The sequence below is a fragment of the Janibacter sp. DB-40 genome, assembly GCF_029510815.1.
Taxonomy (GTDB): Bacteria; Actinomycetota; Actinomycetes; order Actinomycetales; family Dermatophilaceae; genus Janibacter.
Map to the genome: position 1 here is coordinate 401,604 of NZ_CP120360.1, position 22,835 is coordinate 424,438.

At 71.5% G+C, this 22,835-nt stretch carries 20 protein-coding genes and 1 riboswitch; of the genes, 8 read left to right on the forward strand and 12 right to left on the reverse strand.

Annotation, left to right across the window (positions count from 1 at the left end):
* Nucleotides 1–198: 198 nt before the first annotated feature.
* Together PVE36_RS01955 and PVE36_RS01960 are read left to right on the forward strand one after the other, a co-directional pair.
* Complete coding sequence (locus PVE36_RS01955) at nt 199–645, forward strand: MarR family transcriptional regulator (protein WP_277454242.1); 447 nt, start codon at nt 199–201, stop codon at nt 643–645.
* Nucleotides 642–1,952 carry an MFS transporter gene (locus PVE36_RS01960; protein ID WP_277454243.1) on the forward strand — a complete coding sequence of 437 codons (1,311 nt, stop codon included), beginning with the start codon at nt 642–644 and terminating at the stop codon, nt 1,950–1,952. The genes PVE36_RS01955 and PVE36_RS01960 overlap by 4 nt, the downstream gene beginning before the upstream one ends.
* Nucleotides 1,953–2,088: 136 nt before the next feature.
* Here PVE36_RS01960 and serC read toward each other — a convergent pair whose 3' ends face one another.
* Genes serC through PVE36_RS01975 form a run of 3 tightly spaced genes read right to left on the reverse strand, consistent with a single transcriptional unit; the run spans nt 2,089 to nt 5,231 of the window.
* On the reverse strand, nt 2,089–3,210 hold the full coding sequence (gene serC / locus PVE36_RS01965; protein WP_277454244.1) for a phosphoserine transaminase: 1,122 nt from the start codon (nt 3,208–3,210) through the stop codon (nt 2,089–2,091).
* A gap of 34 nt (nt 3,211–3,244) precedes the next feature.
* Complete coding sequence (locus PVE36_RS01970; protein WP_277454245.1) at nt 3,245–4,108, reverse strand: hypothetical protein; 864 nt, start codon at nt 4,106–4,108, stop codon at nt 3,245–3,247.
* Nucleotides 4,109–4,121: 13 nt separating this feature from the next.
* Nucleotides 4,122–5,231 carry a citrate synthase 2 gene (locus PVE36_RS01975; protein ID WP_277454246.1) on the reverse strand — a complete coding sequence of 370 codons (1,110 nt, stop codon included), beginning with the start codon at nt 5,229–5,231 and terminating at the stop codon, nt 4,122–4,124.
* Nucleotides 5,232–5,401: 170 nt separating this feature from the next.
* On the opposite strand from PVE36_RS01975, the gene PVE36_RS01980 reads away from it, so the two are divergent.
* From PVE36_RS01980 to pdxH, 3 genes are all read left to right on the forward strand, one after another.
* Nucleotides 5,402–7,384, forward strand: coding sequence for an acyltransferase family protein (locus PVE36_RS01980; protein WP_277454247.1), 1,983 nt, complete (start codon nt 5,402–5,404; stop codon nt 7,382–7,384).
* Nucleotides 7,381–9,414, forward strand: coding sequence for an acyltransferase (locus tag PVE36_RS01985; RefSeq protein ID WP_277454248.1), 2,034 nt, complete (start codon nt 7,381–7,383; stop codon nt 9,412–9,414). Before PVE36_RS01980 ends, PVE36_RS01985 begins: the two co-directional genes overlap by 4 nt.
* 98 nt (nt 9,415–9,512) lie before the next feature.
* Nucleotides 9,513–10,217, forward strand: a complete 705-nt coding sequence (gene pdxH, locus PVE36_RS01990; protein ID WP_277454249.1) for a pyridoxamine 5'-phosphate oxidase — start codon at nt 9,513–9,515, stop codon at nt 10,215–10,217.
* A 287-nt stretch (nt 10,218–10,504) separates the two neighbouring features.
* Here the strand turns inward: pdxH and PVE36_RS01995 are convergent, their stop codons facing one another.
* Genes PVE36_RS01995 through PVE36_RS02005 form a run of 3 tightly spaced genes read right to left on the reverse strand, consistent with a single transcriptional unit; the run spans nt 10,505 to nt 13,328 of the window.
* Nucleotides 10,505–11,806: a hydroxyacid-oxoacid transhydrogenase gene (locus tag PVE36_RS01995; RefSeq protein ID WP_277454250.1), complete on the reverse strand. Its 1,302-nt coding sequence runs from the start codon at nt 11,804–11,806 to the stop codon at nt 10,505–10,507.
* Nucleotides 11,806–12,546 carry an SDR family NAD(P)-dependent oxidoreductase gene (locus tag PVE36_RS02000; RefSeq protein WP_277454251.1) on the reverse strand — a complete coding sequence of 247 codons (741 nt, stop codon included), beginning with the start codon at nt 12,544–12,546 and terminating at the stop codon, nt 11,806–11,808. Before PVE36_RS02000 ends, PVE36_RS01995 begins: the two co-directional genes overlap by 1 nt.
* Before the next feature lie 26 nt (nt 12,547–12,572).
* Nucleotides 12,573–13,328 carry a hypothetical protein gene (locus tag PVE36_RS02005; protein WP_277454252.1) on the reverse strand — a complete coding sequence of 252 codons (756 nt, stop codon included), beginning with the start codon at nt 13,326–13,328 and terminating at the stop codon, nt 12,573–12,575.
* Between the two features lie 43 nt (nt 13,329–13,371).
* Between PVE36_RS02005 and PVE36_RS02010 the strand changes: the two genes are divergently transcribed.
* The 3 genes from PVE36_RS02010 to PVE36_RS02020 all read left to right on the forward strand — a co-directional run bounded on the left by PVE36_RS02010 (nt 13,372) and on the right by PVE36_RS02020 (nt 16,512).
* A complete protein-coding gene (locus tag PVE36_RS02010) occupies nt 13,372–14,598 on the forward strand; it encodes an MFS transporter (protein WP_277454253.1) in 1,227 nt (408 codons plus the stop codon).
* Nucleotides 14,598–15,320, forward strand: a complete 723-nt coding sequence (locus PVE36_RS02015; protein ID WP_277455733.1) for a metal-dependent transcriptional regulator — start codon at nt 14,598–14,600, stop codon at nt 15,318–15,320. Before PVE36_RS02010 ends, PVE36_RS02015 begins: the two co-directional genes overlap by 1 nt.
* Before the next feature lie 132 nt (nt 15,321–15,452).
* A riboswitch (cyclic di-AMP (ydaO/yuaA leader) is annotated at nt 15,453–15,626 on the forward strand.
* A gap of 1 nt (nt 15,627) precedes the next feature.
* Nucleotides 15,628–16,512: a C40 family peptidase gene (locus PVE36_RS02020; protein WP_277454254.1), complete on the forward strand. Its 885-nt coding sequence runs from the start codon at nt 15,628–15,630 to the stop codon at nt 16,510–16,512.
* Nucleotides 16,513–16,726: 214 nt separating this feature from the next.
* Here PVE36_RS02020 and mnhG read toward each other — a convergent pair whose 3' ends face one another.
* The 6 genes from mnhG to PVE36_RS02050 are packed head-to-tail and all read right to left on the reverse strand — an operon-like array spanning nt 16,727 to nt 22,811.
* A complete protein-coding gene (mnhG, locus tag PVE36_RS02025; RefSeq protein WP_277454255.1) occupies nt 16,727–17,080 on the reverse strand; it encodes a monovalent cation/H(+) antiporter subunit G in 354 nt (117 codons plus the stop codon).
* On the reverse strand, nt 17,077–17,343 hold the full coding sequence (locus PVE36_RS02030) for a monovalent cation/H+ antiporter complex subunit F (protein WP_277238983.1): 267 nt from the start codon (nt 17,341–17,343) through the stop codon (nt 17,077–17,079). The genes mnhG and PVE36_RS02030 overlap by 4 nt, the downstream gene beginning before the upstream one ends.
* Complete coding sequence (locus PVE36_RS02035) at nt 17,340–17,921, reverse strand: Na+/H+ antiporter subunit E (protein ID WP_277454256.1); 582 nt, start codon at nt 17,919–17,921, stop codon at nt 17,340–17,342. Before PVE36_RS02035 ends, PVE36_RS02030 begins: the two co-directional genes overlap by 4 nt.
* Complete coding sequence (locus PVE36_RS02040; protein ID WP_277454257.1) at nt 17,918–19,552, reverse strand: Na+/H+ antiporter subunit D; 1,635 nt, start codon at nt 19,550–19,552, stop codon at nt 17,918–17,920. Before PVE36_RS02040 ends, PVE36_RS02035 begins: the two co-directional genes overlap by 4 nt.
* Entirely contained in the window at nt 19,549–19,992 is a 444-nt protein-coding gene (locus PVE36_RS02045) for a Na(+)/H(+) antiporter subunit C (RefSeq protein ID WP_277454258.1), read from the reverse strand. Before PVE36_RS02045 ends, PVE36_RS02040 begins: the two co-directional genes overlap by 4 nt.
* Nucleotides 19,989–22,811, reverse strand: a complete 2,823-nt coding sequence (locus PVE36_RS02050; protein ID WP_277454259.1) for a Na+/H+ antiporter subunit A — start codon at nt 22,809–22,811, stop codon at nt 19,989–19,991. The genes PVE36_RS02045 and PVE36_RS02050 overlap by 4 nt, the downstream gene beginning before the upstream one ends.
* Nucleotides 22,812–22,835: the final 24 nt, after the last annotated feature.

Genomic DNA, 22,835 nt, shown 5'->3' on the forward strand with positions numbered 1-22,835 from the left:
GGAGTCGCACGAATCGACCACCTGATCTCGTTTCCGGACTGGTGCGGTCGGGTGCGCCTTCCCCCCTTCGCAAAAGCCTAGGCAGTTGCGAAGGCGGGTGTTGGTCCTCGCAGAAGCCTGGAGCCAACATGCACTTCTCCGGAATAGTTAGCACACGTAATGAGTTCTGCTAACGTGATGCCGGTCGGAAGGAGCCCGTTGACCCAGACCACCACCCGAACACTCACCCCCAAGCGGGTCAGTGCCCTCAGCGAGGACCTGCGCCTGGCGTGCATGCGCATCAGCCGGCGCATCCGCTTCGAGAGCGCCGACGAGATCGCGCCGCACCAGCTCAGCGTGCTCGCCCGCCTCGAGGGCGGGCCGCTGACACCGCGCGAGCTCGCCGACGTCGAGAGAGTCTCTGCACCGAGCATGACCCGCACCGTCGGCTGCCTCGTCGACGAGGGCCTCGTGGAGCGCCACGACGACCCGAGCGACGGCCGCCGCGTCCTCGTCGAGCTCACCGCCGCCGGCCGCACCTCCCTCCAGCAGATCCGCCGCCAGCGTGGTCGCTGGATGTCCGAGCGCGTGCAGGAGCTGACCGCGGACGAGCAGGCGACCCTCGTGGAGGCGACGGAGATCCTGCGGAGGATCGCCGCCCGATGAGCCCGACCTTCGCCTCCCTCTCCGTGCGCAACTACCGCATCTACGCCGCCGGCGGGGTCGTCTCCAACACCGGCACCTGGATGGGGCGTGTCGCCCAGGACTGGGTCGTGCTCACCCATCTGACCGACCACTCGGCGACGGCACTGGGCATCGTCACCGGCCTGCAGTTCCTGCCGATGCTGGTCCTCGCGCCGTGGGCCGGGTCCGTCATCGACCGCGTACCCAAGCGGACACTGCTGATGATCAGCCAGGCGATGCTCGGCCTCGCCGCGCTCGTCGGTGGCGTCCTCGTCGTCACCGGGGCAGCCCAGCTGTGGCACTTCTACCTCATCGCCCTCGCGACCGGCCTGGCCACCGCCTTCGACAACCCGGCCCGCCAGTCCTTCGTCTCCGAGATGGTCCCGATGGACCGGCTGGCCAACGCCGTGGCGCTCAACAGCGCCTCGTTCAACCTCGGCCGCCTTGCCGGGCCCGGTGTCGCCGGTGTGGTCATCGCCGCCTTCGGGTCCGGCCCGGCGCTGCTGCTCAACGCCGCATCCTTTGGAGCGGTGATGGTCGCGTTGAGCCTGATGCGGCCCGCCGAGCTGAGCCCGGCGCCACGGGCCACCGGTCGCGGTGGGGTGCGTGAGGGGTTGCGCTACGTGCGCGGCCGCCCCGACATCCTGCTCGTGCTGCTGCTCGTCTTCGTGCTGGGCACCTTCGGTCTGAACTTCCAGATCACGATCGCGCTCATGGCCACCGAGGTCTTCGGCCGTGGTGCCCAGGGCTTCGGCCTGCTCGGCACGATCCTGGCCGTCGGCTCGCTCAGCGCCGCGCTCATCGCCGCCCGTCGCAACCAGCCCCGGCTGCGGGTCCTGCTCATCTCGCTCACCGGGTTCACCGTGGCCTCCGCCGCGGCAGCGCTCGCCCCGACCTACTGGACCTTCGCCATCGCCCTCGCTGCGTGCGGCATGACGGCGCTCAGTGCGACGACCACCGCCAACGCGATGGTGCAGATGCGCAGCGACCCGTCGATGCGCGGACGCGTCATGGCCCTGTACATGGCGCTCTTCGTCGGCGGGAAGCCGATCGGCGCCCCAATCATCGGTGTCATCGGTGACGTGCTCGGGCCCCGGTGGACCGTCGGCGTCGGCGCGATCGCGGTGGGGATCACGCTGGCCGCCGTGGCCCGCTGGATGGTCAGGCACGAGAATGTCCGGGTGAGCTACTCCTCGACCCGACGCCCGCACCTGCGCGTCACCCGCCCGGCGCCCGATGTCCCTGCCGAGGCGGCGCCCGATGCCCCCGCCGAGGTCGCGGCCCGATGACCCCGCGATTCCGGCGCAACATGACGCTCTTCGTGCTCTTCGCGCTCGTCATCGTCGCGGCCGTCGCCGCCTTGATCTAGCCTCTGCACGCCCCTACCTGCAGCTGCATAGGCTCCTGCGGCCTCCACCTGCGGCGTCAGATGCGGTCGGCCACGTGGTCGATGCAGGCCAGCAGCGCCGAGACGTCCTCCGGGTCGACCGCGGGGAAGATCCCGATCCGCAGCTGGTTGCGACCGAGCTTGCGGTAGGGGTCGACGTCGACGATCCCGTTGCGGCGCAATGCCGCCGCGATGGCGGCCGCGTCGACCTCCTGATCGAAGTCGACCGTGGCCACCACCTGCGAACGGGCCGCCGGGTCCACGACGAAGGGGGTGGTGTGCGCCCCCTTCGTCGCCCAGTCGTAGACGCGGGTCGAGGAATCGGCCGTCCGGGCGGTGGCGAAGTCCAGCCCGCCCGACTCGTTCATCCACCGCACCTGGTCGTCCATCAGCGCGAGCGTGGCGATCGCCGGGGTGTTGAGCGTCTGGTCCTTGCGGGAGTTGTCGATCGCGCTCGTCAGCGACAGGAAGGCGGGGACCCACCGGTCGGTGGCCGCGAGCTCCTCGGCGCGGGCGACGGCCGCCGGGCTGAGCACGGCGAACCACAGCCCACCCTCGGAGGCGAAGGACTTCTGCGGGGCGAAGTAGTACGCGTCGGTCTGCGTGATGTCCACGGGCAGCCCGCCGGCACCAGACGTCCCGTCGACGAGGACGAGCGCGTCCGGGTCGGCGCCCTCGGGGCGCACCACCGGCGCCATGACGCCCGTCGAGGTCTCGTTGTGCGGCCAGGCGTAGGCGTCGACGCCCGCCTCGGCAACCGCGAGGGTCAGCGACCCGGGCTCGGCCGAGCGGATGCTCGGATCGGCGAGGAAGGGGGCGTGCGCGGCGGCCGTCGCGAACTTCCCGGAGAACTCGCCGAAGACGAGGTGCTGCGAGCGCTCCCGGACCAGGCACAGGGTGGCGATGTCCCAGAACGCGCTGGCCCCGCCGTTGCCGAGGACGACCTCGTAACCGTCCGGGAGGTCGAAGAGCGCAGCCAGTCCCTCGCGCAGGGAGCCGACGATCGAGCGGACCGGGGCCTGCCGGTGGGAGGTGCCCATGACCGTGGTGGCGATCTGCTGCAGGTGCTCGAACTGCTCGGGGCGCACCTTCGACGGGCCGGAGCCGAAGCGCCCGTCGCGGGGGAGGAGGGCGGTCGGGATGCGGATCTGGTCGCTCACGCCACGGATTGTCCCCCACGAGCGGTGGTGGGGGTCAGGGCGTCCCGGATTCCGGCGCTTCGGCGATCTCGGACGGTTTCGGCGTGCTGATGCTCACCGGCGCGCCCCACTCCCCGGCGGTCACCACCGCGGTGACACCGTTGGCCGAGAAGGACATCTTGCGGATGAGGTCCTCGTCGTCGAGCCAGATGTCGTAGAGGATGGCGTCGGCCGTGCCCGGGGCCTTGTCCATACCGAGCTCGGCCAGCGCCTGCTGCGAGTCGACCTTGGCGGTGTAGTGCGTCGTCCGGACCCCGTCGACCTTCTCCTTGCCCTTGACCCCGGCCTGCTCGACCCCGGCCGTGAAGGCGTCGAGCTGGTTGCGCATGCTCAGGATCTGGATCTGCTGCAGGGTTCGCTCGACCATGGGGTCGTCGGAGTCCTTCTCGACCGGGACCCACTTCGGCGGCTGCGCGAGGTAGTACTGACCGTCGACGAGCAGGTAACCCAGCTGATGTCCGCCCAGGTCCACCTGCATGTTGAGGGCGTTGCGGGCGAGGTCCTGCTCGCCCTTCGCGGTGGCGCTCATGGCCTCGTCCATCTGGACCCGGACGTCGACGTCCACCGTCGGCGTCTCGGCGACGGCTGCCTCGAGCCGGGTGGTGAACTCCTCCGGGTCGAAGGGCTTGCCCGTGTTGGTCGGCGTCGAAGCCGGCGCCTCCTGCGTCGCGGAGTCCGGCGAGGTCTGCTCGCCGGCGGGGGAGGGGTCGGACGACTCCTCCGCGGTCGGGGTCTGCGTCGACTGCCCGGACTCCGCGGGCTCGCTCTGCGCTGCGGTCGGCCCCGGACCCGCCTCGTCGGCGCACCCTGCGATGGTCAGGGCGAGGGCGGCGGCGAGCAGTGGTGGGGTCAGGCGCACGGCGATCCTTCGGTCAGGTGGTGGGCAGCTGGTCGTGGCCGGCGACGTCCGTGACCGCCCGCGGACCGTGACCGATGTAGTTGCTGCTCGGGCGGATGAGGCGGCCGGTGCGCTTCTGCTCCAGCACGTGCGCGGACCAGCCGGCCGTGCGGGCGCAGACGAAGAGCGGGGTCATCATGTCGCCGGGGACCTCGGCGAAGTCGAGCAGGACCGCGGCCCAGTAGTCGACATTCGTCTCCATCGTGCGGTTCGGGTAGCGCTCGGCCAGCTCGGCGATGGCGGCCTTCTCCAGCTCCAGGGCGACCTCGTAGCGCGGTGCTCCCAGCCGCTTGCAGGTGTCGCGCAGGACCGCGGCGCGGGGGTCGTACGCGCGGTAGACGCGGTGCCCGAAGCCCATGAGGCGCTCCTTGTTGTCCAGCGCGTTCTTGACGTAGGTCGTCGCGTCGCCGGTGCGCTCGACCCCCTCGATCATGTGCTGCGCCCGCGAGGGTGCGCCGCCGTGCAGCGGGCCGGACATCGCCCCGACCGCGCCGGAGAGGCATGCCGCGGCGTCGGCGCCGGTGGAGGCGATGACGCGGGCGGTGAAGGTGGAGGCGTTCATCCCGTGCTCGGCGGCGGAGGTGAAGTAGGCGTCGATCGCCTCGACGTGCTTGGGGTCCGGCTCGTCGCGCCAGCGGATCATGAAGCGCTCGACGATGTTCTTGCCCTCGTCGACGCGCGACTGCGGGACCATCGGCTTGTCCTGGCCGTGCGCGGACTGGGCGATGAAGGACAGCGCCATGACGGACGCGCGCGCGAGGTCCTCGCGCACCTGTGCGTCGTCGACGTCGAGGAGCGGGCGGAAGCCCCACAGCGGTGCGAGCTGGGCGAGCGCGGACTGCACGTCGACCCGGATGTCACCGCTGTGCACGGGGAGCGGGAAGGGCTCGGCGGGCGGCAGACCCGGGTCGAAGGAGTCGTCGACGAGCAGGCCCCAGACCCGCCCGAAGGAGACCTTGCCCACGAGGTCGTTGATGTCGACCCCGCGGTACCGCAGGGCTCCGCCGGCCTTGTCGGGCTCGGCGATACGGGACTCGAAGGCGATGACGCCCTCGAGCCCGTGCTTGACATCGGTGTCGGACATGGTGGTGCCTCCAGTTCAGCGTCTGCAGCGCCCATTGTGCACTCTCCGCCCTGTGACGCACGCCCCTGTCCCCGAGACGACCTGCCGGTAGCATTCCCCGAGTCCCACACGGACGGCGCGCCGGGGACGGTCGGCGGGGATCACGGACGAGAGAGACGACAGGAGCGCGGGTGGCACGCTCACGGCTGGGATACAGCCCGGCGCTGGACGGCGTCCGTGGCCTGTTCATGCTCTGCTTCATGGCCTACCACTTCGGTGTGGACCAGCTCGCGGGCATGTGGGTGTGCATCAACCTCTTCTTCGTCCTCTCCGCCTTCCTCATCACCCGGATCCTCGTCGAGGAGAAGGTCACGCGCGGCGACATCGATGCGCTCGCCTTCTACAAGCGCCGCGCCCGTCGGCTGCTGCCGGCGCTCTTCCTCGTCCTCGGGTTCATCGTCACCTACGCGCTGCTCTGGGCGGACGAGACCGTGCGGCGCGCGATCGGCGGTGACGTGCTCGCCACCCTCGGCTACGTCATGAACTGGCGCCTCATCGGCGAGGGGGACCAGTACTTCGGCACCCAGGGCGGGGCCTCCCCCCTTCGCCATGCCTGGACGCTGGCCATCGAGGAGCAGTTCTACGTCTTCGTCCCCTTCGTCATCCTCGGTCTCATGGTGCTCGCGCGCTCACGCCGCCTGATCACCCTCGTCCTGTTCCTCGGGGCCGTGGCGAGCGCGGTGTGGACCGCGATGGTCGGCTTCCACGACGCGAGCGACTACCCGCGCGTCTACTACGGCACCGACACCCGCGCGCAGGCGCTCTTCATCGGGGCGGCCCTCGGCGTCTGGTTGGCGCCCGGGGCCACCGGCCGCATCCCGACCTTCTCCCGGCCGGTCGTCATGGCCGCCGGGATCATCGGGGTGGCCTCCAGCGTCGGTTCGTTCCTCCTCGTCGGGCCCTACTCGGGCTGGATGTTCAACGCCGGCGGCATGTTCTTCTTCGCCCTCGGCTCGGCGCTGCTCGTCATCGCATGCGTCGACGACCGCCCCAGCTGGGTGCACACCGTCTTCGGGTGGCGGCCGCTCGCCCACGCCGGTCGCCTCTCGTACGGGCTGTACCTGTGGCACTGGCCGATCTGGCTGGCCTTCGGCAACGACCGCCTCACCGGCAACGCCGTCGTGAACTTCGCCGTGTGTGCAGCGCTGACGGTGGGCATCGCCCACCTGTCCTACACCTACGTCGAGCGTCCCGTCATCAAGAAGGGGGTGCGCGGCCTCTTCCCGTCGGTTCGGTCCGCATCCGGCGCCGCCGCAGCCGTCATGACGCCCGTCGTCGTCCTCGCCGGCACCGGCTTCGCCGTCGCGCAGAGCGCGCCCGGGCCCGCGGGTCCGCCGCCGGTCGCCGCCGTCCCGGCCGGCCCGCCCCCGGAGCTCGTCGAGGGCCAGGCGGAGTACGAGCCGAAGGAGCCGGCCCGCATCGGTGTCTACGGCGACTCCGTCCCCTACTACCTCGCGGACCGCTTCCCGGCGGAGGCCTTCCCCGGCGTCACCGTGCACAACTACGCCAAGGAGGGGTGTGACCTGCTGGCGGCACCGATCAGCTGGGCGCCGGGCTTCCAGATGGGCAACCAGCCCGAGTGCGTGACGATGAAGAAGGAGTGGCCGCAGCAGTTCGAGCAGGCCGGGGACGAGGTCCTGCTCGTCTTCGCCTCACCGCTGCTGACCGTGCCGCACGTCGTCGACGGCGAGCGCCTGTGGCTCGACGACGAGGCCTACCTCGAGCTGATCACCGACCGGCTCGACACCGTGCACGACGAGGCGATCGCGGCCGGCGCCGAGCAGGTGCAACTGGTCAACGTCCCCTGCCGCAAGCCGGTCAAGGAGTCCATCCCCGAGGAGTTCCGGGTCATCTTCGACTCCAGCCCGCAGGTCGTGCAGGAGTACAAGGAGCCCGAGCAGATCAATGCCCTCCTCGAGGAATGGGCCGCCGGTCACGACGACGTCGAGCTGATCGACCTGCACGGGGCGCTGTGCTCCGACGGCTACCAGGACTCGATCGAGGGCATCCAGGTCTTCAACGACTACCTGCACTTCTCGCCCGAGGCCACCCCGATGATCTGGGACCACCTCCTCGGCCGGGTCAGCGAGAACTACGAGCAGGCGGCTCCATGAGCCTGACCCGCATCACCGGGGGGCTGACCACCTCCGCCGGCACCCAACGGCTCGCGGCCCTGGACGGGTACCGCGGGCTCTTCGTCGTCCTCGTGCTGCTCTACCACTTCGGCGTCACGGCACTCGTCGGCGGCTGGGTCGGGATCAACCACTTCTTCGCCTTCTCCGGGTACCTGATCACCAGACTTCTCATCTCCGAGTTCGCCAAGAACGGCACCATCGACGTCCTGCGCTTCTACCGTCGCCGGGCCGAGCGACTGCTGCCCGCGCTGCTCGTCACCTGCTCCGCGATCCTCGTCTCGGGGTTCTTCGCGGGGTCGGCCGACCGGCACCGCGACGCGGGTGACGTCCTCGCGACGGTGTTCTTCGTGCAGAACTGGCGCCTGATCAGCCAGGAGGACGCGTACTTCGAGCAGGTCGGCAACCCCTCGCCGCTGCGGCACGCGTGGACCCTCGGCGTGGAGGAGCAGTTCTACCTGCTCGTGCCGGCCCTGGTGGCGCTGCTGTTCCTGCTCTTCCGGCGCAGCCGGACCGGTCGCTTCGTCGTCGTGGCCGGGCTGGCGCTGGCGTCCGCGTGGTGGACCGCCCACCTCGCCGGCTCCGGGGTCGACTTCTCGCGCCTCTACTACGGCACCGACACCCGCGCGCAGGCCCTGCTCGTCGGCGCCGCCATGGCCGTGCTCATCGGACGGGACCATCGCGGGCGACTGGGGCGGCGCCCTTCGCTCCCGATGACGCAGGTGATCGGTGTGCTCGGGTTCGCCATCTCCCTGTCGGCCTTCTTCGTCGTGGGGGCGCGCAGCGAGTGGCTCTTCACGAGCGGGGGCATGCTCCTCTTCGCGGTCGGCGCCGGGATGATGGGGCTGACCGCGACCGACCCGCGCCCGATGCTCGTCAACCGCATCGCCGGATGGGCGCCGGCTGCGCTGCTGGGCCAGATGACCTACGGGCTCTACCTCTACCACTGGCCGATCCACCTCTGGCTCGGCCCGGCGCTCGAGGCGCTGCCGCTCGCGGTCTCCGTCCTCGTCCAGCTGGCCGTGACCGTCGTCGTCGCCTTCGTCTCCTTCAGGTGGCTCGAGGTCCCGGTGCTCCAGCACGGCTTCGGGGTGCTCCTGCCCGACCGCCTGCGTCGGCGCCCGGCCGGGCGTCGTGGTCGACGAGCCCGTCGTGGTGGTGTCCCGGTGTGGTGGGTGCCGGTGGCCGGGACCGTCGCCGTGGCGGTCCTCGCCGCGTTCACCGTCACCCGACCGGTGAGCACGGCCGACCTCGACGTCCCGCCGCTGGTCGCCTCCGACGGTGAGTTCACCCGCGCCGACCCGCCGGTCGACATCGCCCTGCTCGGCGACTCCGTCGGGGTCTCCCTGGCCAAGGGCTGGCGCGGCGAGGACTACCCGGGCGTGACGCTGAGCAACCAGGCCCGGATCGGGTGCGACCTCATCGACGCCCCGCTCGTCGCCGACGGCGAGCCCATGGCCGAGTACCAGGGCTGCGACGAGTGGCGCAGCGGGTGGCCGGCGAAGGTCGAGGAGGCCGGCTCGCAGAGCCTGCTCGTGCTGCCCGGCGTCCAGTTCCTCGGCGACCATGAGGTCGACGGCGAGCTCGTCGAGTCCCGCAGCCCGCAGGCGGCCGAGCTGATCAAGCGCACCCTCACCGACATCGAGCAGCGGGCGAAGGGGGCCGGGGTGACCGACGTGCAGGTCGCCACGATGCCGTGCCGGCAGGTCGACCCGAACAAGCTCGACCCCGCCCTGCGGCAGTTCGCCGGCCCGATCTCCGACCCGGCCAACATCGCCTGGGTCAACGAGACCGTCACCGCGTGGGCGAAGGGGGAGGGAGCCGGCGCCGAGCCGACCGCCGGCGTCGACCGCGAGGTGCTCGACCTGCACGGCGCACTGTGTGCCGACGGCTACACCGGCGAGGTCAACGGCATCCAGCTCTACGAGGACACGGTGCACTACTCCCCGGCCGGCGCGGCGAGCGTCTGGACGTGGTTGACCCCGCGCCTGGTCGAGGCGACCCACCGCTGAGCCCTGCCACGCCGGCTGAGGAGCGTGCGCAGCGTCTCAACGCTGGCTGAGGAGCTTGCGCAGCAAGCGTCTCGAAGCCACCGCCGTACGCTGGCGCCATGAGTGACTCCCCGGACGGGATCATCCCGCGCACCCCGCCGAACCCGGACCACGTCGACTACTCCGGCGAGGGGCTGACCGAGGACGAGGTGCCGGCTGCCCCCTTCGCCCTGGTGACGACGTGGATCGACGCCGCCCGCGCGCGGCAGGTCGACCGCGGTGACGTGCCCGAGCCGCTGTCCTTCGCGGTCGCGACGGTCGATGCCGACGGCCGCCCGGACGTGCGCACGGTGCTCATGCGCTTCCTCGACGCGGACGGGCCGGGCTTCGTCACCAACCTCGAGTCGACGAAGTCCCGCCAGCTGCAGGCCGCCCCCGTCATCGCCGCGACCCTGACCTGGCCCTCGATGTTCCGCGCGATCCGTTTCCGCGGGCGGGCCGAGCGCGTGGGGGACGCCGAGATCGACGCCTACTTCACCGACCGGCCGCGGGGCTCGCAGCTCAGTGCGTGGGTCTCGAACCAGTCGCAGCCGGTCGAGGGCCGTGGCCCGCTCGAGCGGGCATGGGCCGAGATCGAGGCGCGCTACGAGGGGCAGGACGTGCCGCGACCGGACTTCTGGGGCGGCTGGCGGATCGTCTGCGACGAGCTCGAGGCGTGGGCCGGCCGCAGCAACCGGCTGCACGACCGCTTCCGCTGGACCCGCGTGGGCGACGGCGGCCTCGACGACGCGAGCGCCTGGCGGGTCGAGCGCCTGCAACCCTGACGCGGTCCGGCGCGTCCGCGGGCGACGGATGGTGCCCGTCCTTGGCGCGAAGTCCGCACGAGCAGGTACATCCGCCGCGTGAGTGCAGAGTGCGGACTTCGGCCTGAGTCGGACGGACACCACACATCGCCCGCTACCGCTGGAGCGGGTGGAGGGTCGGGTTCGTCCGACTCAGGCCGCCGCCCGGACCGTCATGACAAGGCTCGGTGCAGACCAAACGAGTCCGGGCGGTGCGCCAAGGACGAGCGCGATCCTCCACCCGCGGAACCCACAGCGGGCCATCCACCTCACCAGTGGTGCATCGACGCCCGGACCACGCCGGCGATGTCCTCCTCGGTGATCTCGCGCGGGGCGGTGGCGAGCAGGCGCTGCTGCTGCATGGTCCCGGAGACGATGCCGTCGACGTCCGCGTCGGTGTAGCCGATCTCCGCCAGGCCCGAGGGCTGGTCGATGTCGCGCATGAGCCGGCGGAGCACGGCCGGCAGCCGCTGCGGAGGGGCGACGTCCGCGTCGAGGCCCTGCGGGTCGAGCCAGGCCGCCGCCGTCAGGTGCCGCTCCGGGTTGGCGCCGAAGGTCATCTCGAAGGCCGCCGGTGCCGTCGAGGCGACCGCCATCCCGTGCGGGACCATGGCCTCGCTCGCGGCGTAGCCCGCGGGCCGGAAGTCCGAGCCGATGTCGTGGACGCGGCCGGCGACGGGGTAGGCGTTGGCGTGCGGCACGTGCACGCCCGCGTTGCCGAAGCCCATCCCAGCGAAGGTCGCCGCCAGGGCCATGTCGGTCCGCGCCGACTCCTCGCCCGCGACGGCCGACCGGAAGGCGCCGGCGAGCAGCCGCATCGCCCGCTCCGCGTACATGTCCGCGATCGGGTTCGCGCCGCAGTACGGCACCCGCTGCTCGGCGCTCTTGTGCTCGTAGCTGGTGTAGGGGCGGGCCGTCCACGACTCGAGGGCGTGGCACAGGATGTCCATCCCGGCCGAGGCGGTGACGCCGGGCGGCTGGGTCGCGGTCAGCTCCGGGTCCACGACCGCGAGCACCGGCCGCAGCCGCTCGTGGCTGATGCCCGTCTTGACCTTGGCCGCGAGCACGTCGAGGACGCAGATCGTCGTCGACTCGCTGCCCGTGCCGGTGGTCGTCGGGACCGCGACGACCGGCAGCACCGGGTGCTCCGGCGCCCGACCGCCCCCGACCGGTGCGTTGACGTAGTCCATGAGCTCGCCGGGGTTGCTCAGCAGCAGCGAGACCGCCTTGGCCGTGTCGATGGCCGACCCGCCACCCACGGCGACGACGACGTCGGGGCGGGGCGCCCCCTTCGCCCGCTCGACGGCCGTGGCCAGCGACGCGTCGCTCGGCTCGACCGCGGCCGAGTCGTGGACCTCCGCGACGAGCCCGACCGATCGCAGCGCCTGCGCCACCCGCTCCGGGTGGCCGGTCGCGACCAGCTGTGGGTCGGTGACGACGAGGACGGTGCGCGCGCCGAGGGCGGCGACGTCGTGGCCGATCTCGGCGACGGAGCCGGGGCCGAACTTCAGCTTCGGCGCGGCATAGGTGAAGACGGACTCGGGGGTGGAGGGGCTCGGTCGTGTGGTCATCAGGACTCCCGGTGGACCTTGTGCTGGGCTGCCTGCGCGCGGGGCTTGATCACGAGCAGGTCGACGTTGACGTGCGGCGGGCGGGTGGCCATCCAGGTGATGGCATCGGCGACGTCCTCCGCGACGAGGGGCTCGGCGACGCCTTCGTAGACCTTCTCGGCGCGCTCGGCGTCACCCTTGAACCGGGTCAGCGAGAAGCCTTCCGTGTGGACCATGCCCGGTGCGATCTCGGTGATGCGCACCGGCTGGTCGACCAGCTCCAGGCGCATCGTCTCGGTCATCGTGGCCAGGCCGTGCTTGGCGGCGGTGTACCCCGCGCCGCCCTCGTAGGAGATCCGCCCGGCGGTCGAGCCGACGTTGACGATGATCCCCTCGCCGGCGACGAGCGCGGGCAGCAGCGCCTGGACCACGCGCAGGGTGCCGATCACGTTGACCTCGTACATCGTGCGCCAGTCCTCGATGTCGGCCGAGGCGACCGGGTCGAGGCCGTACGCGCCGCCGGCGTTGTTGACGAGGACGTCGAGGCGGCCCCCGATCTCCTCGACGAGGGCGGCCACGTCGTCGGCATCGGTGACATCGCAGGTGACGGCGCGACCGTCGATCTCGGTGGCCAGGTCGCTGATCCGGTCGGTGCGACGGGCCGCGCAGACGACCTCGTGGCCGGCCGCGGCGAGGGCTCGTGCGGTGGCGGCGCCGATGCCGGAGCTGGCGCCGGTGACGAGGGCGAGCGGTCGGGACATGGGGACTCCTCGGTGACGAAGGGGGATCAGGCTGCGGGTGCGGTTCCGGGGATGAGGTCGCGCGGGACGGCGATCCACGTCGCGGCGGCGCTCGCGAGCAGCCGGTCGCCGTCGTGCAAAGCCGTGCCCGACCAGCGTTTGCGGCCCTCGCGACCGGTGGACCAGGCGGTGACCACGAGCTCCCGGTCGCGGGGGACGTCGGCGTGGACCGACACGACGAAGGTACCGAGCAGCAGCGGGTCCTCGTCGATCCCCGAGGCGAAGGCCCCCGGGCAGTCCAGGGCGGCGAGGACCGGCGGCAGGCCCTCCTCGCTCAGGGTGACCGGGGAGGCGAGCAGGCCCGGTCGCGAGGCCACCGGGCTCGCGTACACGTGCAGCCCCTCGGGCGCGTCCGGGCCGCACACGTAGCAGCCGGGGAAGGGGTGTCCGGCCGGGTCGAAGGTCGCGGCGGCGGTCCGTGCAGCCTCGAGCGTGACCGGCGACGGGATCTCCGCTGTCGGCTCCCCGGTGCGCCGGGCGGTCCCGAGGAGGGTCTCCCCGTGGAGGAGGTGGACGGCCAGCTCGTCGGGCTCGTCGACGGTGCCGTCGACCTCCCACCGCAGCGGGCGGTTCAGCGGGGTGGGGGCGCTGAGGCGTACCGTCACCGTGGTCGGGCCCCCATCGGTCGGGACGAGGTCCTCGAGACGCTCGCTGAGCATCCCGCTGACCCAGCCGCCGTTGCCGCACCCGGGCGGGCCGGCTCGGCGGTCGGGGACGATCGTCGGCGTGGCTGTGGTGTGCACCACGCCAACCTATCGACCAGACCACGAAGGGGGACACGGGCCCGTGACCGACGAGTTCGCCTGGCGGCGGATCGCCATCCCGGCCTTCGGCCCCACCCTGCTGTCCGCCGGAGCGATGGGTGCCGTCATGCCGGTCGCCGCGCTGCGTGCGGACGAGCTCGGCGCCGACCTGGGGACGGCCGCCTTCGTCGTCGCGCTCACCGGGGTCGGCCAGCTCCTCGGGGTGCTGCCGGCGGGCTCGCTCGTCGCGCGGATCGGGGAGCGGGCGACGTTGGTGCGCGCCGGGATGATCGACGTCGTCGCACTGGTGGTCGCCGGCTGGGCGCCGAGCCTGTGGTTGATGGCGCTCGCCCTGCTCGCGAGCGGGTTCGCGTCGAGCGCCTTCTTCCTTGCCCGGCAGGGCTTCATGATCGACGTGTTGCCGGGCGAGCGGCTCGCGCGGGGGATGTCGCTGCTCGGCGGGTCCATGCGCACGGGTCTGCTCCTCGGACCCGCCCTCGGCGCGCTCGCGATCGGGCCGATGGGGCTGCAGGGTGCGTACGCGGTCGCGGCGGTGCTCGCCGCGGCCTCGCTGGTCACGGTCGTGGCCAGCCCCGACCTCACGGGGGAGCACGAGCGCGCCCGCGCCGCGGAGCCGCACTCCGCGGTGCTTCGCGTCGTGCGCCGGCACGTGCGACTGCTGCTGACCCAGGGGATCGCCGTCCTCGTCATCTCCGCCCTGCGCGCCGCCCGGCTCGTCGTCCTCCCGTTGTGGGCGATCCACATCGGGCTCGACGGCGTGGACTCCTCGCAGATCTTCGTCGTGGCCGGCATTGCGGAGCTCTTCCTCGTCTACCCGGGTGGGTGGGCGATGGATCGTCTGGGCCGGGTCTGGGTCGTCACCGGGCTGCTGGTCATCGTCTCCGGTTCCTTCCTCGTGCTGCCCCTCGCGGACACGAAGGGGGCGCTGCTCGCCGTCGCGCTCGTCATGGCCATCGGCAACGGCCTCGGTGCGGGGATCGTCATGACCCTCGGGGCGGACGCCGCCCCGCGGCAGGACCGGGCCCAGTTCCTCGGGGCGTGGCGGCTCATGGGGGAGGCCGGGAACGCGAGCGGGTCGCTCGGGCTGAGCGCCGTCACCGCGCTGGTCTCGCTGCCCGCCGCGGCCGTCTCGCTCGGGGTCGTCGGTCTCGCCGGTCTGGGGTGGGCGAGGGTGTTCGTCTCCCGGGCCGATCGGGAGCGGGTGGGCGGCCCCGCGGACGGGCCCGGACGCTGGACGGACAAGGCATGATGGAGCCTGTGAAGGATCTCATCGACACCACGGAGATGTACCTCCGCACGATCTTCGAGCTCGAGGAGGAGGGCATCCCCCCGATGCGTGCCCGCATCGCGGAGCGTCTGGGCCACTCGGGGCCGACCGTCTCGCAGACGATCGCCCGGATGGAGCGGGACGGCCTCGTCAGCCTGGGGGCCAACCGCCAGCTCGTGCTCTCCGCCGAGGGCCAGCAGCTGGCGACGCGCGTGATGCGCAAGCACCGCCTCGCCGAGCGCCTGCTCGTCGACGTCATCGGCCTGGAGTGGGAGCACGTCCACGAGGAGGCCTGCCGGTGGGAGCACGTGATGAGCGAGCGGGTGGAGCGCAAGATCCTCGGGATCCTGCCCGACCACCGCGAGTCGCCCTACGGGACCCCGATCCCGGGTCTGGACGAGCTGCTCAGCGGTGAGGACGAGGTCGACGACTACCTGGAGGGCATGACGAGCCTGAGCGTGGCCGTGGAGTCGGGCCCCGTGGGGGACGTCCGGGTACGCCGCATCGGCGAGCCGGCCCAGGTCGACACCGACGCCCTGACCCTGCTCACCGAGGCGCAGTTGCGTCCCGGGGTGGTCGTCCAGGTCTCGCTCGACGACGAGGACCGGATCCTCGTCCAGCGCGACGGCGCGGACGTCGCCGATGCAGTGGCCCTGCCCCGCGAGGTCGCCGACCACGTCTTCGTCGAGGCCGTCGCGCGGTGACTCCTGACCGCGTCCGGTACCTTCCGTGACCGTGGCGTGACATCCCCGTGATCTCCATGTACGGTCGGGGCGTCCGCCTCCCCTGGGCGGATCCGTCGAGCGGCGCCGAGTCCTGCCACCGCGACTGACGGGCTTTGACGAACACCGCTTGGCAGGAGCGGGGGACCCACATCGGGGCATCGCAGATGCCCCTCGGGGTGAAGTCCCGCGGAGACGGGTCACCACGGTGACCTGCCGCCACGGGACCGGGCCGCACCTCTGGCCCGAACCCGACAGCTGACCTCGTAGGCGGGAGAGGTAGACAACTGTGTCCCACAACGTCGGGCGCCACCGCGCCCCCGGTCGCTACAACCCGGCCACCGAGCTCGGCCAGATCATCACCGAGGCCGGCACGCCACTGGCCAAGGGATCGGCCGTCATCGCCGCATCCGGTGGCCTCGTGGCCGCGATCGCCATCCCCGCGCAGGCGAGCCCCGTCGACACCGTGCCCGCGCCGCAGGCCGTCAGCGCCGTGCAGGCCAACGCCTCCGACCGGGCCGTCACGGCGCTCGAGCAGACCGCGGCCGTGACCGCTCCCGCGGCGAAGGCCTCCGAGAAGGCCACCGAGTCCTTCGGCAAGGTCGCCGTCGAGCCCGTCGCCAAGCCCACTGGCCCCACCGAGGCGGAGCTGCGCGAGCGCGCCGAGCGCGAGGCCGCGGAGCGTGAGCAGGAGGCCGCTGCCGAGCAGGCCGCCCAGGAGCAGGAGGCCCAGGAGCAGGCCGAGGAGCGCCAGGAGTCGGCCCCGAGCCGCTCGCAGGAGCGTCAGGCCCCCTCGCAGGGTTCGTCCGAGCCGAGCGCCCCGGCCCCCGCCCCGGCGCCGTCCTCCGGTGGCGTCATCGGCATCGCCAAGCAGTACATCGGCACGCCCTACGTCTACGGCGGCACCACCCCCTCCGGCTTCGACTGCTCCGGCTTCACCCAGTACGTCTTCGCCAAGGCGGGCATCTCCCTCCCGCGCACGACCGAGGCGCAGCGCCAGATGGCCACCCCGGTGTCCGACCCGCAGCCGGGCGACCTCGTCTTCTTCGGCGCGCCCGCGTACCACATGGGCATCTACGTCGGTGACGGGATGATGATCGACTCCCCGCGCAGCGGCAAGTCCGTCAGCATCCGACCGGTCTTCAGCGGCGTCTCCGGCTACGGCCGCGTCTGATCGACCTCAGCGAAGGGGGCGAAGGGAAGACTCTCCCTTCGCCCCCTTCGTCATGTCCCGGGGCGACCGGACGCCAGCGCGGACGAAGGAAAGCGATCGCCCTTGGCGCGACGTCCGCACGACCGGATCCGTTCCCGCCACCGGGTGCACGGTGCGGACGTCGGCCTGAGCCGGGCGACCCCTTCCCTTCGTCCACCTGACGTGGTGGGCAGCCCTATCGCTGCATGCGGCGGTAGGCGTCGCCGAGCTCGTCGATGTGCAGGAGGTCGTCCTCGGTGACGCCGCTGCGGTAACCCGAGCGGCCGAGCATGTGCGCGGCGACGGGGGCGGTCAGGCCCTGGGCGCCGATGACGATGAGCAGCGTGGCCACGGCGGCCCAGGTGCGCACCGTCAGGGCCAGTCCCAGCAGGATCAGCAGCAGGCCGAGGGTCTGCGGCTTCGTCGCGGAGTGCATCCGCGCGAAGAGGTCGGGCAGGCGGACCAGGCCGACGGCGCCGATGAACGCGAGCAGCGCGCCGAGCAGCAGCGAGATCGCCCCGGCGATGTCGAAGAGAGTGGCCCAGGTCATTCCACGTCCTCCTTCCGGCCCATGAAGCGGGCCACGGACACCGAGCCGACGAAGCCGGTGAGGCTGAAGACGACGAGGATCGGCAAGGCTGCCGCGTCCCCGCTGCGCACGATCTGGGTGGCGAGGATGCCGGTGACGATGACGATGATGACGTCGAGGCACAGGGCCCGGTCGAGGTTGGTCGGGCCGAGGGCCACGCGGGTCAGGGTCAGGCCGGATGCGGCGAGGAGCAGCCCCATGGCGAGGCCGAGGATGATGTTCATGCGTCCTCCTTCGCGGTGGTCTCGTCATTGACGGCCGCGAGCTCCTCCGGGGATCCGAGGGCGCGCACGACGCGGGTCTCGACCGCGAGGACGTCCTCGCGCAGCTCCTCGAGCCCCTCGGGGGTGGTGACGTGGAAGCCGTGGACGTAGAGGACGTTGGCCGTTCGGCGGGCCTCGACGACGATCGACCCGGGGACCAGCGAGACGAGCGCGGAGATGATCGTCATGTACAGCTCGTTGCGCACCCGCAGCTGCACCTCGACGATCGACCCGCCCTTGGGCGGATGCCGGTCGAGCGTGGCGATGCTGACCTCGATCGCCGCGCTGACGAGGTCGACGAAGAAGCGGGTCGTGAGCACGACCAGGGGCCAGGGGTGGATCCGACCGAAGTACTGGATCGACGGCAGCGGGAAGATCTGGGTGATCACCGCACCGATGATCAGACCGTTGACGGCGTTGCCGATGGTGATCCGGTCCCACAGCAGGACCCAGATGACGGCGAGCGCGATGATGGCGCGTGGCTGGAACCCGCCACGGGCGCGGGAGGAGATGCGTTGACCGATCCGGCGGGGGCTCATCGTCCCTCCTCCTTCGGCAGCACGACCTGGACGTAGGAGTCACGGGAGATCATCTGCTCGGCGGCCGCGTCCGTGTATCGGAAGAGCGGCCCGGCGAAGACGGACAGCCCGATGCTGAAGACGACGACGGCCGTGGCCCCGCCGAGCATCGCCGGCGGCATGTCGCGACGCACCGCGACGGGCTTGGTCGGCGGAGTGATCGGTGTCTGGGGGCGCTGCGCGGCCACCGTGGCGCCGATGGCGTCGCTGAGCCGGCCCCACGAGGGGGTGAGGGCGGGCATCTCGAGCGTGTGGTGCTCAGCGCCCTCGGTCCGCGGGCGCCAGAAGGCGTAGCTCCACGTCTTGGCGATGGCGTAGAGGGTCAGCAGCGAGGTGACGACCGAGCCGCCGACGAGCAGCCACGCCGTCACCCCGCCGACGTCGACGCCGCCCTGGATGAGCGCGACCTTGCCGACGAAGCCGGAGAAGGGCGGGATGCCGGCGAGGTTCATCGCCGGGACGAAGAAGAGGAAGGCCAGCACGGGTGCCCCGGCGGCGAGCCCACCGAGCCGGTCGATGATCGTCGAGCCGCCCGCTCGCTCGATCAGGCCGGCGATGAGGAAGAGCGCGGTCTGCACGGTGATGTGGTGGGCGATGTAGTAGACCGCGGCCGACAGTCCCGCCTCGGTCGCCAGCCCCACGCCGAAGAGCATGTACCCGATGTGGCTGACGAGGGTGAAGGAGAGCATGCGCTTGATGCCCGGCTGGGCCACGGCCCCGAGGATGCCGACGATCATGGTCACCAGCCCGGCGCCCATGACCAGGATGGTGAGCGACGAGTCCGGGAAGAGCAGGAACTGGGTCCGGATGATCGCGTAGACGCCGACTTTGGTGAGCAGCCCGGCGAAGACCGCGCTCACCGGCGCGGACGCGGAGGGGTAGCTGTCCGGCAGCCACGCCGACATCGGGAAGATCGCGGCCTTGATCCCGAAGACGGTGAGCAGCAGCAGCTGCAGGGCCAGCGCGACGGTCGAGTCGATCTCCGGCAGGCGGACGGACAGCTGGGCGAGGTTGACCGTGCCGGCGGCCGCGTACACGCCGGCGATGGCGACGAGGAAGAGGAAGGAGGAGACCATCGAGACGATGACGTAGGTGGTCCCCGCGCGGATCCGCGTGCCGCTGCCCCCGAGGGTGAGCAGCACGAAGGACGCGAAGAGCAGCATCTCGAAGCTGACGAAGAGGTTGAACAGGTCGCCGGCGAGGAAGGCGTTGGACACGCCGGCCGAGAGGACGAGGTAGGTGGGGAAGTAGATCGCCAGTGGTGAGTCCTCGTCTCCGTCGGCGACCCCCTGGCCGATGGCGAAGACGAGCACGGTCAGGATGACGAAGCTGCTGACGAGCAGCATCAGCGCCGAGAGCCGGTCGGCGACCAGGGTGATGCCCAGGGGCTCCCGCCACGCGCCGAGCCACAGGGCCATCGCACCCTCGGAGTGCGTGTGCCACATCAGCAGGACCGCGACACCGAGGCTGGCGGTGAGGACGAGCAGGCTGATGGCGACTTGGGCGCGCTGGGAGCGGCGGGCCACGAGGGTCAGGGCGGCGCCGAGCAGCGGGAGCAGCACCGGGAGGGGGAGGACGTTGACCATGCTCATGCGGTGGCGTCCTCCTCTTCGGCCTCGGTCGTGGACTGGGTGTCCGGGTCGTAGGTGCTGGAGGTCTGGTCACGCTCGGCGAGCCGCTTGATCAGCTCGTCCTCGGCGTCGTCGGGCACGTCGTCGCTACCGGTGATGCGCCACTGCCGGTAGGCCAGCGACAGCACGAAGGCGACCGAGGCCAGGGCGATGACGATCGCGGTGAGGACCATCGCCTGGGGGAGGGGGTCGCTCATCTCCTCCGGCGGGCGTGCACCGACGAAGGGCGCTCCCTTCGCCGGCCCGGAGGCCACGAGGTACAGGGTGGCGACGCCGTTGCTGGCGAGCACGATGCCGAGCAGGACCTGGGTCAGCGCGCGCTCGAGGAGCAGGTACGCCCCGGCGGCGACGAGGAATCCGGCGACGATGACGAGCGTGAGGCTGGGTTCGATGGCGTTCATGCGGCGATCCGGTCCTCCTCGGTGTGGCGGTCCACGCCTGCGCCGAGGGAGCGCACGACGTCGAGCGCGAGGCCGGTGACGATCAGGTAGACGCCGATGTCGAAGACCAGGGCGGTGACGAACTTGACGTCACCCCAGACCGGCACGGTCACGTCGACGACGTACGACTGCAGGACGGTCCCGCCGAAGGCGAGGGGGAGCAGCGCCGCCATCGCGGAGACCGCCAGGCCGGCGCCGAGCACGGCACCGGCGCCGACGGGGGCGGCGTGGTCGAGCTCGTAGCGTCCTCCGGCGAGGTACCGGGCGAGCAGGGCGAGCCCGAGGGTGAGGCCACCGGCGAAGCCGCCGCCGGCCTGGTTGTGCCCGGCGAAGAGCAGGTAGAGCGACAGCGCAATCATCACGTGGAAGACCAGCCGGGTGGCGGTCTCGAGGATGACCGAACGGCGCTCGCGGGAGAGGGTCGAGGCGACCGTCTTCTCGTAGTCGCCGCGACGGGTCCAGGTGCGCTCGATCTCGTGGGAGCGGAGGAAGACGAGGCTGGCGATGCCGGTGGCGGCCGCGACGAGGACGGTGATCTCGCCGAGGGTGTCCCAGGCGCGGATGTCGACGAGGGTCACGTTGACGACGTTGCGGCCGTGGCCGAAGTCGTACGCCTCCCCGGGAAACGCCTTGGAGATCGGCGCCTCGACCCGTGCGTTGGCGGCGACGACGGTCAGGATGCTCACCGACGCCCCGAGGGCGCCCGCGAGGAGCATGCGCCAGTACCGCAGCCAGGGACGGCGGGTGCTGCGGGGGCGACGCCGGAAGTCCGTGGGCAGCTTGCGCAGGACGAGGACGAAGAGCACGAGCGAGAAGGTCTCGACGAGGATCTGCGTCAGCGCCAGGTCGGGCGCGCCGTGCACCTGGAAGAGCAGCGCGAGCCCGTACCCGGTGAGGCCGACGAACATCACCGACTGCAGGCGGTTGCGCGATCGGACGGCGAGGATGGTGGCGGCGATGATGAAGAACGCGACGACGGCCTGGGTCAGGCTGTCCCAGGGCCGCACCGACGAGCCGGACAGGGTGGAGGCGGCGACGATGCCGGGCAGGAAGATGACGACGCCGAAGATCGTGCCGAGGTAGGTCGGCAGCGACCCGCCCTGCGAGAGGGCGGTGATCTCGACGGCGAAGCGGTCGAGGGCCCGCATGAACCGCTGGTAGACCCGCTCGGCGTCGACGACGCGGGGGAGGGCGGACTGGAAGCGGGCGAAGGGGGCCCGCCAGACGAAGAGGAGCGCACCGGCGCCGATGGCCAGGGTGGACAACCCGAGGGCGGGGGTCAAGCCGTGCCACAGCGCCAGCTCCTCCGGGGTGCTCCCGGGCAGCGTCGAGACGTGGGGGGTGAAGGCCTCGGTGAGCCAACCGCCCATGAAGCCCTCGACGACGGTGAGGGTGGCGAGGACGACCGGGGCGATGAGCAGTGCGTTCGAGGCGGCGAAGGGGGTGGGGCTGGGGGCGGCGCCCGTCGTCGACTTCGTGACGAAGGCACCCCAGATGAAGCGGGCCGAGTACGCGACGGTCATGGTGCTGCCGATACCGAGCCCGATGACCAGGAAGAGCCCACCCCACGTGCCGAGGGGGGCGGCGACGGACTCGACGGCGGCGGCCAGGGAGGATTCCTTGGCGACGAAGCCGATGAAGGGGGGCAGTCCGGCCATCGATGCCGCCGAGATGGTGGCGGTGGTGGCCAGGACCGGTAGGCGACGACCGAGTCCGTGCAGCTCGGTCAGGTCACGGGTGCCGGTCCCCTTGTCGATGATGCCGACGGTGAAGAAGAGGGTGGACTTGAACAGGGCGTGCGAGAGGACGAGCGCGAGCGCAGCCAGGGCGGCCGCCTTGCTGCCGACACCCGACAGCGCGGTCATCATGCCCAGCTGGCTGACGGTGCCGTAGGCGAGCAGGAGCTTGATGTCGTCCTGCTGCAGGGCGCGCCAGGCTCCGATGATCATCGTGCCGATGCCCAGCCCGATGGTCAGCATGCGCCAGCCGGGGGTGGTGGCGAGGATCGGCGCGAGCAGGAGGATCAGGTAGATGCCTGCTTTGACCATCGAGGCCGCGTGCAGGTACGCGCTGACCGGGGTCGGTGCGGCCATCGCACCGGGCAGCCAGAAGTGGAAGGGGATCTGTGCGGACTTCGTCAGCGCGCCGACGAGGACGAGCACGACCGCGACGGTCGTCAGGGTGCCGGCCGCCGGCGGATCGGCGAGCATCTCGCTGATCGAGTAGCTGGAGGTCTCACCGAGGATGATCGTGCCGACGAGCATGGCCAGCCCGCCGAAGGTGGTCACGAGCAGCGCCTGCGTGGCCGAGCGCCGGTTGGCGGAGCGCACCGGGTTGTGGCCGATGAGGGTGTAGCTGAAGATCGTCGTCAGTTCCCAGAAGACGTACAGCGCCAGCAGGTTGTCGGCGAGCACGAGTCCGAACATCGCGCCGGCGAAGGCGGTGAAGACGCTCGTGAAGCGCCAGAGGCTGGGGTCGTCCCGTCGGAAGTACCAGGCGCAGTAGACCAGGGCGAGGGCACCGACACCGCTGACGATCAGGCCGAGCAGCCACTGCAGCGTCCCGAGCTGGAAGGCGAAGTTCATGCCGAGCGAGGGCACCCACGTGACGTTCTCCGTGATGACGCCACCGTCGGAGACGACTGCGGTCTGGGCGACGAGCCACGCGAAGGCCGCGCCCGGGACGAGCGCCAGCACCAGGAAGGACCGTCGGTCCATGACCTTGGCCAATCCGGGCGCCACCGCTGCCGCCGCGAAGTGCGCGAGCAGCAGCAGGGTCACGAGGGCCTCTCGAGGTGGTCCGGG